Source organism: Propionispira raffinosivorans DSM 20765 (assembly GCF_000381065.1).
Lineage (GTDB): Bacteria > Bacillota > Negativicutes > Selenomonadales > Selenomonadaceae > Propionispira > Propionispira raffinosivorans.
Genome location: NZ_KB905839.1, coordinates 41,230 through 57,282, shown reverse-complemented (window position 1 = coordinate 57,282; position 16,053 = coordinate 41,230). Strand labels below are relative to the sequence as shown.

The following is a 16,053-nucleotide window of genomic DNA, read 5'->3' as shown; positions in this document are numbered from 1 at the left end:
CTTTTCTCTACTATTGCTCTAATGTTTCTATCAGGACTTCAAATTTTGGATTTTTAATTAATGTGTTTACACCAAAATCACTAATAAAATATCGATCTACTTTTTCAAAAACCGGTTCCCATATTTTGCTTTTACTTTTAGGTATGCTCAGTAAAAATACAACCTGTACTTTTTCCTTATCCCAAAGAATTGCTTTGTCTAAAATCGCCACTGAAATCACCGCTTCATCATTGTGATTTTCCAATGCATGCGGAATAGCAACAAGATTTCCCAGCTCTGTTGATGACATATTTTCTCTATCAAACACTGATTTTTTCCCAGCTTGATTCATATATCCTTTTGTTACCATAACGTCTGTCAATTTTTCTAAAACATCGATTTTAGAATTGCCTTTTAATCTTGGAAAAAACAAGTCTTTGCGGAAAAATTTTTCCTGCTGCATATCCAATTTTCGTGTATCGTCTGTAATTACTGCTTCAATCCTGCCTAGATCTTGTTCGGTTAAAATGGACTCTACAAAAACAATCTTTGCGGAAGAAATTGCCTGAATTGGTACGGTTGTAAAAACAAAGTCCACACTATTAACAAGTTCTTCGGTTATTTCGTATAGTGGACTTATCTTTACAACACTAAGCTGTTTGCCAAATTTTCTTTGCAGCCTACTCTTTACAAGCATGGCTGTTGATAGACCTGTTCCACACACAATAATTGCTGTTTTTGCTGTCGGAACATTACATTTTCTACGTTCCATTGCTGCCCCAAAATGAATCGCTAAAAAACCCATTTCGTTTTCATTCGTTCGCAAATTTTCTTTTTTTTCTAAAACCTTACTTGCAATAACAGCCATTTCAAAAGCCAAAGGATAATTTTTTTTAATAGGAACTAAAATTTCATTACGGATATTCATATTAAATTTCAACCGACTGACAGCAGCTCCCAAATGAATCATTAATCCAGAAATCAATTCCGTATCCGCAGATAAATCAACGCCAATATCTATTTGGATTTTTATTAAAATACTATCAATCAAATCCCTATATTCTTTTTTTATTTGTGTGTTCTTTTCATTTTCCATCAGCTTTTTACTCGATATAAAATGTTGTGTCAAATAATACACTTCATTTTCAATATCTATATTCATTTGGCTGGAAATAATAGTTATGATTTCTTGTGCTACAGAAAAATAAATAGGTTGTTCTAACGTTTTCATTTCCATTTTGCTATACTCTGTTGTATTTTTGCTATCGGCCCGTTTCAATGTAATAATGACATGCACCAATAAATTTTTAAAAGCAATATCTGTCAAATGAATATCATACTTTAAAATAATTTGTAATAGGATTTTCTTTACTTTCTCAATCTCTTCTGTTGAAAAAATATCACAATAAAATTCATTTTGCGCTAGATCTAATAGGTCATTGCTATTAAAAATATACTCTGAAATGCAGTAACGAATTTGCGCTTCATCTCCCTGAATACGAATTCCATTCAATCTATCAGCCATAATTTCCAGTCCAAAACGTTTCAGACTTTTCTTAATATCTTTTAAATATTTCTTTAATGTAGAAAGACTAATGTACAGTTTGTCTGCCAATTCTGATTCTGTGATTATTTTTTGATGTAGTGAATTCATCAATAGTTCAGCGATAATAAAAGAAATTCTGTCATTTGGATTGGATGGAATAATATGATTGACCAATCGATCCCGTCTGTTTTCATTAACTTGCCTATTTTTAAAAGCTTGATACCGTTCTGGATCGTCAACCTGCAGCCTATATCCAACACCTGTTTCCGAATAGATTTCTGCACCTTCATTGCGACATAAAGCATTGCATTCTTTAATATCATTACGGATTGTTCTGGAACTCACCCCAATTCGTGCTGCAATACTTGCACCATCCCATATTTTTTTTTCGCCGTTAAGTAATTCTAATATTTGAAAAATTCGTTTATTTTGAGTTTCCAATGCCTGATCACCTCGCTTGCTACAAATTTATTATATAATCCTTTAAGCATCCAACATAGACATTTAACTGCCACAGCTTACGGAATCACAAATTAAAACCTGCGTATTTATTGAGCTGATCCCCCTTTTTAACTTTCTCAGCAAAAATATCATTCTTATAAAAAAAAGAATCAACTGCATAAGTTATTGAACCCTGCACAGTTGACCCATTGTAAAAAAAAGATAAATTGAATCGTTTATTTGATTTTCGCAAAAAAATAAATGTTGGAATTAACCAGCTAGCGCTAGCATTCCAACATTTATTATAATCTCTATACTACTATAAAATTTTTATTATTTTAGCAGGTTTTGCATTTATCGTAAATACCATTTTCTTTTAAGACCTTAATCATAGTTTCGCCCATATGAGCTACTGTATCAGCAACTTGAATGCCCGCTGCATTCAAAGCTTTAATTTTATCAGCCGCTGTACCTTTACCGCCCGAAATAATAGCTCCAGCATGACCCATACGTTTCCCTGGAGGGGCTTGGCGCCCGCTGATAAAGCCAACAACTGGTTTTTTCATATTTTTATGAATCCATTCCGCTGCTTCTTCTTCTGCCGTACCACCGATTTCACCAATCAACATAACCGCTTCTGTATCAGGATCTTGGTTAAAAGCTTCTAATGCATCAATAAAGTCAGTACCTTTGATCGGATCGCCGCCAATACCAATTGCCGTTGTTTGACCGATACCAGATGTAGTCAATTGATATACAGCTTCATACGTGAGTGTTCCTGAACGTGAAATGACACCCACATGACCTTTTTTATGGATATATCCCGGTATAATACCGATTTTACATTCATCTGATGTAAGTATTCCTGGACAGTTTGGACCAATAAGACGCGTTTTTTTACCTTCCATATAACGTCTTACTTTTACCATATCAAGAACTGGAATATGCTCCGTAATACAAACAACAAGATCCAGCTCTGCATCCACAGCTTCAAGAATTGCATCGGCAGCAAATTTTGCTGGTACATAAATTACTGAAGCAGTAGCGCCCGTAGTATCAACCGCTTCTTGAAGTGTATTATATACTGGGATACCATCCACAACCTGTCCGCCTTTACCTGGCGTAACACCTGCGACAACATTTGTCCCATAATCACGCATTTGTTTTGTATGAAATAACGCCGTTTTACCAGTAACACCTTGTACTACAACTTTTGTATTTTTATCAACATAAATGCCCATGATTTTTTCCCCCTCAGCCGATCAATTTCGCGTTTTGTTTTGCAACTAATTCGATAATCTTCTGTGCACCTTTTTCCATAGACTCTGCAAGAATTACTTCCGGAACATCTGCTTTGCGCAAGATTTCTCTGCCTTCTTTAACATTTGTTCCTTCAAGTCTTACAACAACCGGCACAGTCAAACCAACAAGTTTTGCCGCTTCTACGACACCACCCGCAATTACATCACACTTATTGATTCCGCCAAAGATATTGACAAATATACCTTTTACCTGATCATCAGAAAGCATAATTTCAAATGCTTTCGCTATTTTTTCAACGCTGGAATCACCACCAACATCAAGGAAGTTTGCTGGTTCACCACCATAATGTTTAATGATGTCGACCGTAGCCATTGCTAAACCTGCACCATTTACCATACAAGCGACATTACCATCTAAGGTTACATAACTGAAACCTTCTTTAGCAGCATCATGTTCTTTAGGGTCTTCTTCCGATTCATCACGAAGTTCCGCAACATCTGGATGACGGTAGAGTGCACTATCATCAAAATTCAATTTCGCATCGAGTGCAATAACTTTATCATCATTCGTTACAACCAACGGATTAATTTCAGCCAAAGAACAATCTTTTGCCATAAAAGCTCTATACAAAGCCCCCATGAGTTTTTCAACTTGACCAATAACTGTTGGGGCAAAATTCATTTTAAAAGCCATGCGTTTTGCTTGAAATGAAGCAAGGCCAACAAGCGGATCAATATATTCTTTAATGATTTTTTCCGGCATTGTATCAGCAACTGCCTCAATATCCATGCCGCCTTCTTCAGAACCCATCATAACTACACGAGCCGTATTGCGATCAATTACAAAGCTGAGATAATATTCTTTTTTGATATCACAACCCTCTTCGATCAGAAGCCGATTTACAACTTTACCAGCTGGACCAGTCTGATGTGTAACGAGGGTTTTACCTAAGATTTCTGTAGCATATGCTTTAACTTCTTCAATAGATTTTGCTACTTTAACGCCGCCGGCTTTACCACGGCCGCCAGCATGTATCTGTGCTTTTACTACACATACTTTTGTGCCCAATTCTTTTGCTGCAGCCACTGCCTCTTCCACTGAAAAAGCTGCCTTTCCGTTCGGTACTACAACGCCATACGATTTCAATATGCTCTTGCCTTGATACTCATGAATGTTCATGTTTTTGCCTCCCCTATTTACTTCGTAATATAGACAAGACACCGGGATTTTCCATTGTATTCCACGAACGAATATACACTCAAAAAATTCTGAGTCTAGCACGTTCCAGAACATCCCTATGTCGTGTTAACAACAATGATTTTTCATAAACAAAAAAACTGTATTCACCTAGCTTTTAGAATCTCTTATATTATTTATTATTAATTCGTATCAGTTCAACAGTTCAATTGTATATGAATCGCAACAATTCGTCCACTACTTATTAACAATAGTAAAATTTACACAATTTATTATAAATTCTTTTTTTTTCGCAGAAAAAGATTTCCTCTGTAAAACCTTCAATAAACTAGGCATAATAGAAATATTATACAAAAATTCCATTTTATTTAAAATTATGCTGTCATACATTTTATTTATTATTGATTTGGTCGAATTCGAAATCTTGCATCGTTAAAGCACCACATTACACCTCTGTTTATACTTCGCTAAACAGAAGACTTATCCTCTTTCTCCGACAGCCTTCAGCCCTATTAATGCAAATTTTACGATCATTCTATAAAAAAACAACCAGACTTTCATTCGGAAAAAGTTGGTTGTCCTTGTATTCGTCCATAAGAAATATGCTACTATTTTTTATTATAATCTTCCAGGGCCTGCACTGCATCCTGCAGCATTTTTTTACTAACTGGATATGGCGAATGAATAAGTTCCGCACTTTTTGCGGTAGATTCAAGAATCGGAACCAATTCTTCTAGTTTTATGTCAATATCAGCTAATTTCGTTGGTAAACCAACGCTTTTGCAAAATTCATATACTCTTTTCAAATCATCTAACTGCTGATCACACATCAGTAACACCAACACGCCATACATCACAACTTCACCGTGCAGATGCTTTGCCTCAATCTGCGGCAAAGTCGTGAGTTCACAAAATAAAGCATGGGCAATATGGGCATTGAAATCTTGCTGAACAAAATTTGAAACCATGCCCGTACTGACAACAATAGCCAGCATTACCTCTTCAAACGAGGCACTTGTCAGTTTGTTTTCATTATCAAGCAAAGCCTGTGCACCATATTGTAGAATTGGTGCCGCACACATCGTACTAATTGCTACACCAAGTCCATCTGAATGTTTTAGACTATCACCACGAGCTGAAATATTGGCTTCATAATATTTTGCAATCGTATCCCCCATACCAGCCCATAAAAATGACTTTGGTGCTTCCACGGCAATGCGAGTACACATAAAGACATGAACTGGTGGTATATTGGAAAAAGAAATTTCTTTATGCCTGCCATCAGGGTAATACATCACTGCCAAGCTAGTAAAAGCTGCACAATTGCTGGCAACTGTTGGAAATGTAAAAAATGGTATATTCAAAGTATGCGCCAATACTTTAGCTGTATCAATTGCCTTGCCGCCGCCAACAGCAAAAATCATATCGGCTTCTTCAACGGCCTGATCCTGACTTAATTTATGTACATTTTCATAGGAAGCTTCGCCGCCATATAGCAAAAATCCCGTAAATTCTAAGCCAATTCCTTCAACGGCTTCAATCAATTTATCTTCAGCCTTAGCAATGGCCGTTTTTCCACCAATTACAACAACTTTTTTCCCATAACGTGGACAAACTTGTTTTACAACCTCATAGGCATCTTTACCAATGGTATATCCCGGAAAAACTACAGTATATTTGCTATCGTTCATCTATTTCGGCTCCTTTATTACGCATATTTTCCTATAAAGCGAATACTCCAAAAATTCTCATGAAGAATGAAGTATCATAAATTCAGTATAGCATAAAACATATCGCTTGCCAAAAGCAAAAAGGCCATACGATAGTGATAACTCAACTATCGCACGACCTTTTTTTAATTTTATAGTTTTCCAGCTTCCACAACAACATCATCCGGTTTAACAGTATCACCATAAGCTGGTTTTAAAGTAGCTTCAAAATCTTTATGGAAAAATTGTTCAGCACCGAGTTTTGTTATTTCATCATTAAGCCAATTGAGTAATTCTGTATTACCTTTTTTAACCGCTGGCGCAATGGAATCCAAATCACCAAGTTTCGTTACACCAACTGTAAATCCAGCATTTTCTCTAGCCCAGGCAAAAACTAAAGTATTATCATGTGCCAGTGCAGCACCACGCCCATCTTTCAATGCCTGGAATGCTTCTGTATTTTGGTCATATTTCAAAAGTTCAATATCAGGATAGTTTTTCGTAAAATATGTTTCTGCTGTTGTACCTTTGTTTACAATTACTTTTTTGCCCTTAAGCTGATCCACACTCGTAATCGGCTGACCATCTGGAGAAACAATCCCCAAGGCAACTTTCATATATGGGTTGGCAAAATCAACTTTTTCTTTGCGTTCTGGTGTCACCGTAAAGTTCGCCAATGTAATATCAACCTTGTCCGCATCAAGAACTTCAGCCCGAGCTGCCGCTTCTGTCAAAACAAACTCAACTGCATTTTCATCACCCAGCAAGTCTTTGGCAATGCGATGCGCAAAATATACATCATAGCCTTGATTTTTCCCATTGGCATCCACAAAACCAAATGGCGGTTTATCACTAAATACTGCAATACGGATTTTACCGCGATCCTTTATTTGCTGAATCGTGGATTTTTGATCCGCTGCTTTCGTATCAGAAGAAGCTGCTTCCTTAGTTTCACTGCCGCATCCCGCTAAAAGCCCTATTGTAAAAACTAAAGTAAATAAAAGTGCCAGTATTTTTCCTGCCTTGTTCATCTAAATTCCCCTTTTCTATTGATAAATCTATTTTAATTTATAACGGCTTGCGCCTAAATTAACCAAATTAATAATTTACGATACTTGTTCATTAAATTTAAAAATATTCAAAAACTTTTTGGCCCGTTCACTTTTAGGGCTCGTAAAAAACAATTCTGGTGCTGCTTCTTCAACAATTTGACCCTGATCAATAAAAATGACACGGTCGGCTGCCGCTTTAGCAAAGCCCATTTCATGTGTTACAATGACCATCGTCATACCAGCTTGTGCCAATTCCAGCATAACATCCAACACTTCGCGAACCATTTCAGGATCTAATGAGGCGGTAACTTCATCAAACAACATAATTTCTGGATTCATACACAATGCTCGGATGATCGCAATTCTTTGTTTTTGACCACCAGAAAGCTGTGATGGATAGGCTTCTTTCTTATCAAGCAAACCCACGCGTTCCAGTAATTTTTCTGCCTGCTGCAAAACCTCTAAACGGTCTCTGCCCTGCGCTTTAATAGGACCTAATAAGATGTTCTCCAAAATCGTCATATGCGGAAATAAATCATAGCTTTGAAAAACCATTCCTATTTTTTGGCGAACAACATGCCATTTTGTTGCATCGGCATTAATGATCTGTCCATTTAGCTTGATTTCTCCTGCCTGAATTTCTTCAAGACCATTCAGACATCGCAAAAAGGTTGACTTGCCGCAGCCAGATGGTCCGAGCAGTACCACGACTTCGCCCCGCTGTACCTCAAGATTAAAGTCTGGCAGAACCTCAGTCTCACCATATTTTTTATTTAAATGTCTAACTTCCAAGACTTTTTCATTGGACTGTTTTGCCATAACAAAACATCCCCCCTAAGATTTTCTTATTTTCCATATTCGTACTATAACGATTATATCTTTCTCTCCTTTTTATTGCTGCCATTTCGTCTCTAGTTTTTTTGAAAACAAAGATACCGGATAACAGATGATAAAATAGAGAAAAAAGATACAACCATAAACCCAAAAAGATGCCGTCGGGTTTTTTAAAATCGATACTTCGATAATCTGCTGACCAACTTTTAATACTTCAACAACACCAATCAGAACAACGAGTGATGTCGTCTTAATCATCCGCGTGGCAAGATTGATTGCCGAGGGGATTAGGCGACGTAATGCTTGTGGAATCACAATGTATCGATAGACTTGCAATTTGGTAAGCCCAATCGCAAAACCACTATCCATTTGGTGTTTCGGCATGGAAGTAATTGCGCCCCGCACCAGATCACCCATTTCAGCCGTACCCCATAACGAAAAAACAATATCCGAAGCAAACTCAGCACTTAAATGAAAATGCAAGATTTTCGTAAGACTGAAATAAAACAAGAACAACCAGACAAGTGTAGGTATGATCCGAATTGCTTCCAGATAAAGCCGACAAATATAACGAATCAGGCGATAGCGTGACGTCATCAAGACCCCCAGCAAAATTCCAAAAACAGCTGAAAAAGCAATTGATACAGCTGCAATCCGAATACTCACGCTAAGTCCGTCGACAAGCCTAAATAGATTTTGACCTTCAAAAAGAACACTAATTCCCCACTCCTGCATGACGCACTCTCCTTTCTATATACGTCAGAAAAATTGATATCGGCAATAAAAGGATCAAATACGCCAAGACCAAAAGCACCAATGCTTCCGTAGTTTTATAATACATACCGATCAAATCTTTGGCGACAAACATCAAATCCGCCAAGGCAATCGCTGACACAACGGATGTTTCTTTCAATAAAAAAATAGCATTCGCGCCAAGAGCAGGTACAGCAACGGCGAAAGCCTGCGGTAAAATAATATACCGTGTCAATTGCCAGCGAGTAAGCCCGATACTGAGTCCTGACTCAATCTGGATTTTGCTCACAGCTTCCAGTCCGGCTCGAAATGCTTCTGACATGTAGCTGCCACCGAGAAAAGCCAGCCCTAATATTGCACAAGTATAGGCTTCCAGCTTAATCCCCAGCTTCGCCAAACCATAATACAAGAAAAATAACTGGATTAAAAGAGGTGTATTTCTTGATAATTCAATATAAATCCGCACGATTTTATCAAGTATTTTAATCTTATAATAGCCAATCAAAGCACAAATAAAGCCTATAATTAAAGACGATAAAATCCCCCACACTGCCAAATCCAATGTCATTTTTGCCGCTTTGATATACAATGGAATACTAGCTGACATAAAATTGAAATCCATTAAACCATTCCTTTATAGTATTTAAAACATATTTGTAATATATGTTTTATTTTTATCTGTTTGTATTATAATCCCTTTCATTTTTCTTGTCAATAGTTTTCATATATATATTATATGCTTTAGTGTAAACAAAAAGCACGGCAGTCCACAATCGGTCTGCCGTGCCCCTAGTTAAATAATATAATCAAAATAAAAGGTAAGTTTGCGATATTTATTAAAGAAAAACCATTTATTGGAGAATTTTGCATTTACTTGCGGATTATTGTAATCAATCGCTGCATAATCTTTGAAGATATCTTGCACATCCAAAGTTGAATTCGCTTTGATCCCAAAGCCCCGCCCATTAACGAGCGGATACGCTTCATATTCATATTCGCTAAATGGAATCAACGCCGCAACTTTGCCGCTGCGAATCTTGATTACGACTTGATCACGAAATACTAAAATATCAAAATGCTCTGGGTAATCAAAACTTTCACCCTGCGTTTTGATTGGATCACCAATTGTATATACATTGCTATGACCCGCTATTTTTGTGACTTCCAAAGAGTCAACATCATAATAAAATTCATCAAAAATATCGCCATGAGCCGTCAGTTCATTGCCGAAAAATGTTGGTGTGTTTTCAGCAATTGCTATTTGTTCACCGGCAATAACAATTCCGCCGCCGGCAACATCATATCCATCGACAACAACAAATCGTCCGGTCACATGGTTTTGCTGAAATACATCAAAAGCAATCGGCTCTTTTGTCTTAAAAACAACTTCCGCCACATCATTTAAAACAATTTTATCAACAACTTCTGCGGCGTGGAGCTGGGTTGCATCAATCACTCGAACAATCTGTTCCACTTCGCATTCGACTTCCTGCGTCGCCAATTTCAGTTTATATTTTTTATGTAATACTAAATCGGTTTTTCCCATCCAAAAGATCGAAGCACGGAATCGGTTGGAAATAAGGGGTTCGGAGCCGACACGTGTAATAATTTCACCACGCTTATTAAAAAACTCATCTTGCACAGTAATACCGGTCGACTCTCCGGCCGAAACGGTTTGTTTTTTATCACGTTCACTCCAATGTTCAATGGATTGCACTGTTGTTTTTTTTCCGCCTGGACAGATGATGATCTCATCGCCTACCGACAGCGTGCCAGCTTCAATACGTCCGGCAATAATACGACGGTCATCAAATTTATAAACATCCTGTATAGGAAAACGCAACGGTTTATTGCCGATTCCAGCTGCTGGTTCCAATAAGTCAATCGCTGCCAGGATTGGTTCACCTTTAAACCACGGCATTTTATCCGACTGCTGCGAAATATTTTCACCCAAAAAACCAGAAACCGGAATATATTTGAGCGGATAGACGCCGAGCCCTGACAAAAATTCTTTCATTTCCGCCACGACGGAATGAAAAACGCTTTCGGAATAATCCACTAAGTCCATTTTATTGATTACTACATATACTTTTTTTATCCCGAGCAGCGACAGCATATAACCATGGCGTTTGGACTGTTCTTGCACTCCTTGTTTGGCATCAATTACCAAAAGTGCCGCTTCGGCATTGGCTGCACCGGAAATCATATTTTTCAGGAATTCTTTATGCCCAGGGGCATCGATAATAACATATTCTCTTTGTTTCGTAAAAAACTGTATTTGGGTCGTATCAATGGTAATGCCTTGTTTCTGTTCTTCTTCAAATGCATCGAGCAAATAAGCATACTCAAACGGTTTTCCTGTTTCTTTGGCAATGCGTTTGACTTTATCGACTGCACCTTCTGGCAGTGAATTCGTATCATATAAAAGTCTGCCGATCACCGTTGACTTCCCATGATCCACATGACCAACTACAACAATTTTTAATCCATCTTTCTCTTGCGCCATGACTTAAACCTCCTAATAGTTTCCCATATATTTTGCAAAATCAATCTAAAACCGTGCTCTTCTTTGCGCTTACATATAACCATCTTTCCTGAGTTTCTGCATGGCATAAGAATCTTCCTGATCCTGTTTGCGGCCAGCCCGTTCACTTGTTTTGGTTGTTTTTAATTCTTCAATAATTTTATCGAGTGTATCCGCCTCTGAATCGATTTGGCCGGTACACATTTCACAGCCCAAACTCCGATATCGTTTACCATTTTTGGCAAAATACAGATCGATGATCGGTATATTTTCTCGACGAATGTATTCCCAAATATCCACTTCACTCCAAGCTAAAAGTGGATGAACCCGAATATGATTGCCCTTAGGAAAATCGGTTTTAAACTGATCCCAAAGTTCTGGCGGTTGATTGGCATAATCCCACGAATAATCTTTGCTGCGTTCACTAAAAACCCGCTCTTTGGAACGTGATCCTTCTTCATCACGTCTCACCCCAACGATCAATCCTTCAAAACCATATACTTGCACGACCTGCTGCAGCCCTTCTGTTTTGAGTGCTTTGCAGCAAGCCAGCCGACCTTTATCCGGACCCATTCCGGCATCAATTGCTGCTTGATTCGTATGGACAATTAAATCCAGATTAAGTTCTTTCGCTACACGATCTCGATAAGCAATCATGGCTGGAATTTTATGTTTTGTATCAACATGAATAAACGGAAATGGGCAGTGACCATAAAATGCTTTTTTTGCTAACCATAAAAGGACTGTAGAATCTTTACCAATTGACCATAACATGCCTAATTTACCAAGTTTTTTATATGCTTCCCGCAAAATATAAATACTTTCCGCTTCTAACTTATCTAAATGATCCATAGCCTAAGCCCTCCCGTTAATACGAATTTGAATTTGATTTGTTAATAATAATACTTTCCGTTGTCCCGTCACCTTTATCAATGACCCACTCGATGGTTGTTTCATTATCTTTAACATAGAGTAAGGTACCATTGCCACCCATATCCGCTCCCAAATAATAACGAATGGCATTTTGCGGACACTCTTTCAGACAAGAAGCACACCCCCAGCACTCTTCGGCGGCATGAATTTCTGCTTTCCCCTGTTTATCCAGTCGAATTAAATTCCCCGGACAAACCTGTTTGCACTTTTGGCAGCCAATACATTTTGTTTTGTCAATTTTGATGCTCATATCGTTCACCTCGACCGACTAATTTACGAAAAATAATTTTGATTTCGCCTGCATGATAGCGCGAGTTTACATATTTTTCCCAAGCTTGACTTTTGTTCGGATAATCAAGATTTTCAGCAAAACTATGCCATCTGGTTTCATGACGCGCTTTCAGATGAGCAATCAACACCTGACATACCGTTAGGCGTTCCTTCAGTTCAAAAATCTTGACCAATTCATACATATCCACTGCATTTAATTTTTTACTTAATTTCACTATTTTTTCAATTTTCTGCTGGGCCAAATCCAGCTGCTTTTCATTAAACTGATAATGACTGGTTATACCACCAGCATAGGTATCCATTACCTTCTGCATTGCTTCTTCTAGTTCACCCGTTGAGTATAGGCTTATTTCATTTTGAAAATAACCCTTTACGGATTGATACTTTTGCTGAAGTAAGACTTCATTTAATTTTGGCAATTTCTGATTAGCTGCATAAACGACTGCTGCCTTACCAGCTATTTCGCCTTCCACAAACGCTCCGGTAACATACTTTTGCGGGCAGCCTCCAGCAACATCCCCCGCCGCAAAAAGGCCCGGTAGTGTTGTGGCTCTATTACCATCAACCCAGTAGCCGCTAGCAGTATGACCACCTACAATATAAGGTTCTGTTGCTTCTATTTCCACGTTATCCTGCCCCGGACCTGTACCGGATTCAATCCACTTCAGTGTCTGGGCTGGAGACATATTCAGGTAAGCTTTTTTCAGAGCCTCTTCTTGCTCTAAGCTAATACCTTTTGTCTTTAGATAACACGGACCACGGCCTGCCAAGTTTTCTTGAATCGTTGCATAGACCCGTTCGGCTGTTGTATTACCATATTTATATTGATACTCTTCGCCACAAGAATTGATTTGTGCTGCCAAAACACCTTGGGCAAGCGTCCCAGTCGGTGAAATTGTATCCTTACAACGAAGCGCAATAAAGCGCATCTCAAAGGTTGTCATCTCGGCTCCCGAGCGAATCCCCATCGCGTAGCCTGCCCCCGTATTAAAAGGGCTGTACCACATCTTGTGCCTTGAAAATCCCGGATTATTGGGTTTGTATAAACCAGCAGCTCCGCCGGTTGCACAAATCACAGCCTTCGCTGTCAAAACATAAAACAGATTATGCTCAGCCGATAAGCCATAGGCACCAATCACTGCACTAGATTGATTGATATAATCAATGATATTAACATGATTTAAAACAGTAATATTTTTATGCCGCACAACTTCTTTTGCCAGAATAGGTTTAATGTTTTCACCGTTTATCTTTAGGTTACGACTCCCTCTTGTCACATACTCACCATTTGCATCCTTCAAAATCACCAAACCTAGACTTTCTACTTTTTGCGTAACCCGGTTCAAACCTTGCGCCATTGACAAAAGTAAATCTTCCCGCACAATATCTTCGGCATCTCGTTTTGCATAAGCAACGTAGTCTTCAGGTACTTGCCCTTTGGTAATATAGGCATTCAAGGCATTGACACCAGCTGCTAAACAGCCACTGCGCTTAATGTTAGCTTTATCCACAAGAATAATCGATAACGCGGGGTTTTGTTCTGCTATCGTAAATGCCGCATAACAACCAGCTGCCCCACCGCCAATGATCAAAATATCTGCGGCTTGTTGTTTTATTTCCATAAAAGCTACTCCTATCCCCGTTAAATATACACGGAATTCTGCTCTGTTTTAATGCGATTTTCAATAACTTCTGTATGACTTCCTTCAAAAGTGTAGACACGATGAATCAGAACAAAAACTTCCATACCAATCGTCAGGTCTTCCTGTTCGAGAGTTCGATACCCTGTTAATGGCTGACCTTTGACTTCAATATCGACCTGAATATTATTTCCCCGGAAATAAATGGTTCTTACAATTCCCTTTTCTGCCGCGAGCGGCGTAAGTATTTCTGTTTCATCTTTGGCTATCTCAATAAACTCCGGACGTAAAACGCCTTTTTCTTGGGGTTTTGCTCCATCTTTGCTTTCAAAGCCTTTAAATTTCGTATAATCATCAATAATCGTTGATTCTCCAATAAACTGGGCCACAAAAGGCGTTGCTGGTTTTTTGTAAATTTGCAGTGGTGTACCTTTTTGTTCAATCTGACCACGATTCGTTATAATGATTTCATCAGCCACTTCAACAGCCTCTTCTTGATCATGCGTAACAAAAATACTCGTGATCCCCAGCTTACCTATCGTCGTACGAAGCCACTGTCGCAGTTCTTTTCTTACTTTTGCATCAATCGCTGCAAATGGTTCATCAAGTAAAAGCAGTTGTGGATTTGGAGCCAAAGCCCGCGCAAAAGCAACCCGCTGACGCTGCCCGCCTGACAATTGATTTGGATATCGCCCTTCAAATCCCGTCAGACCAATCAGTTCCGTCAATTCATTTACTTTTTGGATAATTTCTTTTTTACTTTTTTTCTGCAAAGTAAGACCAAAAGCTATATTATCAAAAAGCGTCATATGCCGAAACAAAGCATAGCTTTGAAACACAAAACCGATACCACGTTTCCCCGGGGCAATATCGTTGACACGGCTGCCGCCAATCATAATATCCCCGCTATCTGGTTTTTCCAGACCAGCAATCATTCGTAAAATAGTTGTCTTGCCGCTGCCACTCGGTCCCAATAGGCCAACAAGTTTCCCCTGTTCGATCGAAAAATTCACATCCTGAGATGCTTTGAAATCACCAAATTTTTTATTGATCTGCTTCAATTCAACATACATGCGGCTAGGCCTCCTTTTCATTCTTCCATTCAACAATATTGCGGACAATCAAGATAAGTATCGCAAAGATGACAAGAATGGATGCTACCGCAAATGCAGCGGTGAAATTATATTCATTATAAAGAATCTCAATATGCAGCGGCAGCGTATTGGTCTTGCCGCGAATGTGTCCGGAAACAACCGATACTGCACCAAATTCTCCCATGGCACGTGCCGTACAGAGAACTACCCCATAAATCAGCCCCCACTTGATATTGGGCAGCGTGACTTTTCGAAAGATGGTAAAGCCACTGGCTCCCATCATCGTTGCTGCTTCTTCTTCATCTTTCCCCTGCGAATGCATCAGCGGAATCAATTCTCGTGTCACAAAGGGAAATGTGACAAAGATTGTGGCTAAAATAATGCCCGGTGTCGCAAAAACAATTCTCAGATTGTTTGCCGTCAGAAAATCATTTAGATAACTAATCCTCCCAAAAGTCATAACAAAAACCAACCCGGCAATAACCGGTGAAATAGCAAAAGGGAGATCAATCAGACTGCTCAAAATATTTTTCCCTTTAAAGCTGTATTTCGTAAGAACCCATGCCGCACATAAACCAAAAACAGTATTGCAGACAACAGCAACTACAGTAGCAATCAGTGTCAAATTCATTGCCTTCAGGGCAAATGGATCTAAAATCGCTTTGAAATAAACGGCAAAACCTTTTGATAAAGCTTCTACAATCACCACGAGCAAGGGTATAATCAGCATCAAAGTCAAAAACACAACACTAAGACCAATCAAGGTATATTTTACATATTTACTTTCTTGCATTGTC

Annotated in this window: 14 protein-coding genes; all 14 read right to left on the bottom strand. The window is 38.6% G+C overall.

All coding sequences use genetic code 11. The annotated features are described in order from the left end of the window. Positions 1-10: 10 nt before the first annotated feature. Positions 11-1,966, bottom strand: coding sequence for a BglG family transcription antiterminator (locus tag F606_RS0100250; RefSeq protein WP_019551844.1), 1,956 nt, complete (start codon positions 1,964-1,966; stop codon positions 11-13). A gap of 338 nt (positions 1,967-2,304) precedes the next feature. After that, entirely contained in the window at positions 2,305-3,207 is a 903-nt protein-coding gene (gene sucD / locus F606_RS0100245; RefSeq protein ID WP_019551843.1) for a succinate--CoA ligase subunit alpha, read from the bottom strand. Positions 3,208-3,220: 13 nt separating this feature from the next. Further along, on the bottom strand, positions 3,221-4,408 hold the full coding sequence (sucC, locus tag F606_RS0100240) for an ADP-forming succinate--CoA ligase subunit beta (protein ID WP_019551842.1): 1,188 nt from the start codon (positions 4,406-4,408) through the stop codon (positions 3,221-3,223). A gap of 626 nt (positions 4,409-5,034) precedes the next feature. After that, the gene (locus F606_RS0100235; protein WP_019551841.1) at positions 5,035-6,117 is read right to left on the bottom strand and encodes an iron-containing alcohol dehydrogenase family protein; all 1,083 of its coding nucleotides are present in this window, start codon (positions 6,115-6,117) and stop codon (positions 5,035-5,037) included. A gap of 170 nt (positions 6,118-6,287) precedes the next feature. Then, positions 6,288-7,166: a cysteine ABC transporter substrate-binding protein gene (locus F606_RS0100230; RefSeq protein ID WP_019551840.1), complete on the bottom strand. Its 879-nt coding sequence runs from the start codon at positions 7,164-7,166 to the stop codon at positions 6,288-6,290. A gap of 75 nt (positions 7,167-7,241) precedes the next feature. After that, entirely contained in the window at positions 7,242-8,006 is a 765-nt protein-coding gene (locus F606_RS0100225; RefSeq protein WP_019551839.1) for an amino acid ABC transporter ATP-binding protein, read from the bottom strand. Between the two features lie 72 nt (positions 8,007-8,078). Next, on the bottom strand, positions 8,079-8,756 hold the full coding sequence (locus tag F606_RS0100220; protein ID WP_019551838.1) for an amino acid ABC transporter permease: 678 nt from the start codon (positions 8,754-8,756) through the stop codon (positions 8,079-8,081). Further along, positions 8,737-9,381, bottom strand: coding sequence for an amino acid ABC transporter permease (locus F606_RS0100215; RefSeq protein ID WP_245542063.1), 645 nt, complete (start codon positions 9,379-9,381; stop codon positions 8,737-8,739). Before F606_RS0100215 ends, F606_RS0100220 begins: the two co-directional genes overlap by 20 nt. Positions 9,382-9,567: 186 nt before the next feature. Next, positions 9,568-11,280 (bottom strand): sulfate adenylyltransferase subunit 1, encoded by a 1,713-nt coding sequence (locus tag F606_RS0100210; RefSeq protein ID WP_019551836.1) that lies wholly within the window; start codon positions 11,278-11,280, stop codon positions 9,568-9,570. Positions 11,281-11,349: 69 nt separating this feature from the next. Then, complete coding sequence (gene cysD / locus F606_RS0100205) at positions 11,350-12,150, bottom strand: sulfate adenylyltransferase subunit CysD (protein ID WP_019551835.1); 801 nt, start codon at positions 12,148-12,150, stop codon at positions 11,350-11,352. A gap of 16 nt (positions 12,151-12,166) precedes the next feature. Continuing rightward, positions 12,167-12,481, bottom strand: a complete 315-nt coding sequence (locus F606_RS0100200) for a 4Fe-4S dicluster domain-containing protein (RefSeq protein WP_019551834.1) — start codon at positions 12,479-12,481, stop codon at positions 12,167-12,169. Further along, positions 12,465-14,144, bottom strand: coding sequence for an adenylyl-sulfate reductase subunit alpha (locus F606_RS0100195; protein ID WP_019551833.1), 1,680 nt, complete (start codon positions 14,142-14,144; stop codon positions 12,465-12,467). Before F606_RS0100195 ends, F606_RS0100200 begins: the two co-directional genes overlap by 17 nt. A gap of 20 nt (positions 14,145-14,164) precedes the next feature. After that, positions 14,165-15,235, bottom strand: coding sequence for a sulfate/molybdate ABC transporter ATP-binding protein (locus tag F606_RS0100190; protein ID WP_019551832.1), 1,071 nt, complete (start codon positions 15,233-15,235; stop codon positions 14,165-14,167). Positions 15,236-15,239: 4 nt separating this feature from the next. Continuing rightward, positions 15,240-16,049 (bottom strand): sulfate ABC transporter permease subunit CysW, encoded by an 810-nt coding sequence (gene cysW / locus F606_RS0100185; RefSeq protein WP_019551831.1) that lies wholly within the window; start codon positions 16,047-16,049, stop codon positions 15,240-15,242. Between the last annotated feature and the right edge of the window lie 4 nt (positions 16,050-16,053).

Coding starts and splice junctions, on each gene's coding strand:
- F606_RS0100190 (WP_019551832.1), bottom strand. CDS start 15,235: ATGTATGTTGAATTGAAGCAGATCAATAAAAAATTTGGTGATTTCAAA.
- cysW (WP_019551831.1), bottom strand. CDS start 16,049: ATGCAAGAAAGTAAATATGTAAAATATACCTTGATTGGTCTTAGTGTT.
- F606_RS0100195 (WP_019551833.1), bottom strand. CDS start 14,144: ATGGAAATAAAACAACAAGCCGCAGATATTTTGATCATTGGCGGTGGG.
- F606_RS0100220 (WP_019551838.1), bottom strand. CDS start 8,756: ATGCAGGAGTGGGGAATTAGTGTTCTTTTTGAAGGTCAAAATCTATTT.
- F606_RS0100210 (WP_019551836.1), bottom strand. CDS start 11,280: ATGGCGCAAGAGAAAGATGGATTAAAAATTGTTGTAGTTGGTCATGTG.
- F606_RS0100235 (WP_019551841.1), bottom strand. CDS start 6,117: ATGAACGATAGCAAATATACTGTAGTTTTTCCGGGATATACCATTGGT.
- F606_RS0100225 (WP_019551839.1), bottom strand. CDS start 8,006: ATGGCAAAACAGTCCAATGAAAAAGTCTTGGAAGTTAGACATTTAAAT.
- F606_RS0100230 (WP_019551840.1), bottom strand. CDS start 7,166: ATGAACAAGGCAGGAAAAATACTGGCACTTTTATTTACTTTAGTTTTT.
- sucC (WP_019551842.1), bottom strand. CDS start 4,408: ATGAACATTCATGAGTATCAAGGCAAGAGCATATTGAAATCGTATGGC.
- cysD (WP_019551835.1), bottom strand. CDS start 12,150: ATGGATCATTTAGATAAGTTAGAAGCGGAAAGTATTTATATTTTGCGG.
- sucD (WP_019551843.1), bottom strand. CDS start 3,207: ATGGGCATTTATGTTGATAAAAATACAAAAGTTGTAGTACAAGGTGTT.
- F606_RS0100200 (WP_019551834.1), bottom strand. CDS start 12,481: ATGAGCATCAAAATTGACAAAACAAAATGTATTGGCTGCCAAAAGTGC.
- F606_RS0100215 (WP_245542063.1), bottom strand. CDS start 9,381: ATGTCAGCTAGTATTCCATTGTATATCAAAGCGGCAAAAATGACATTG.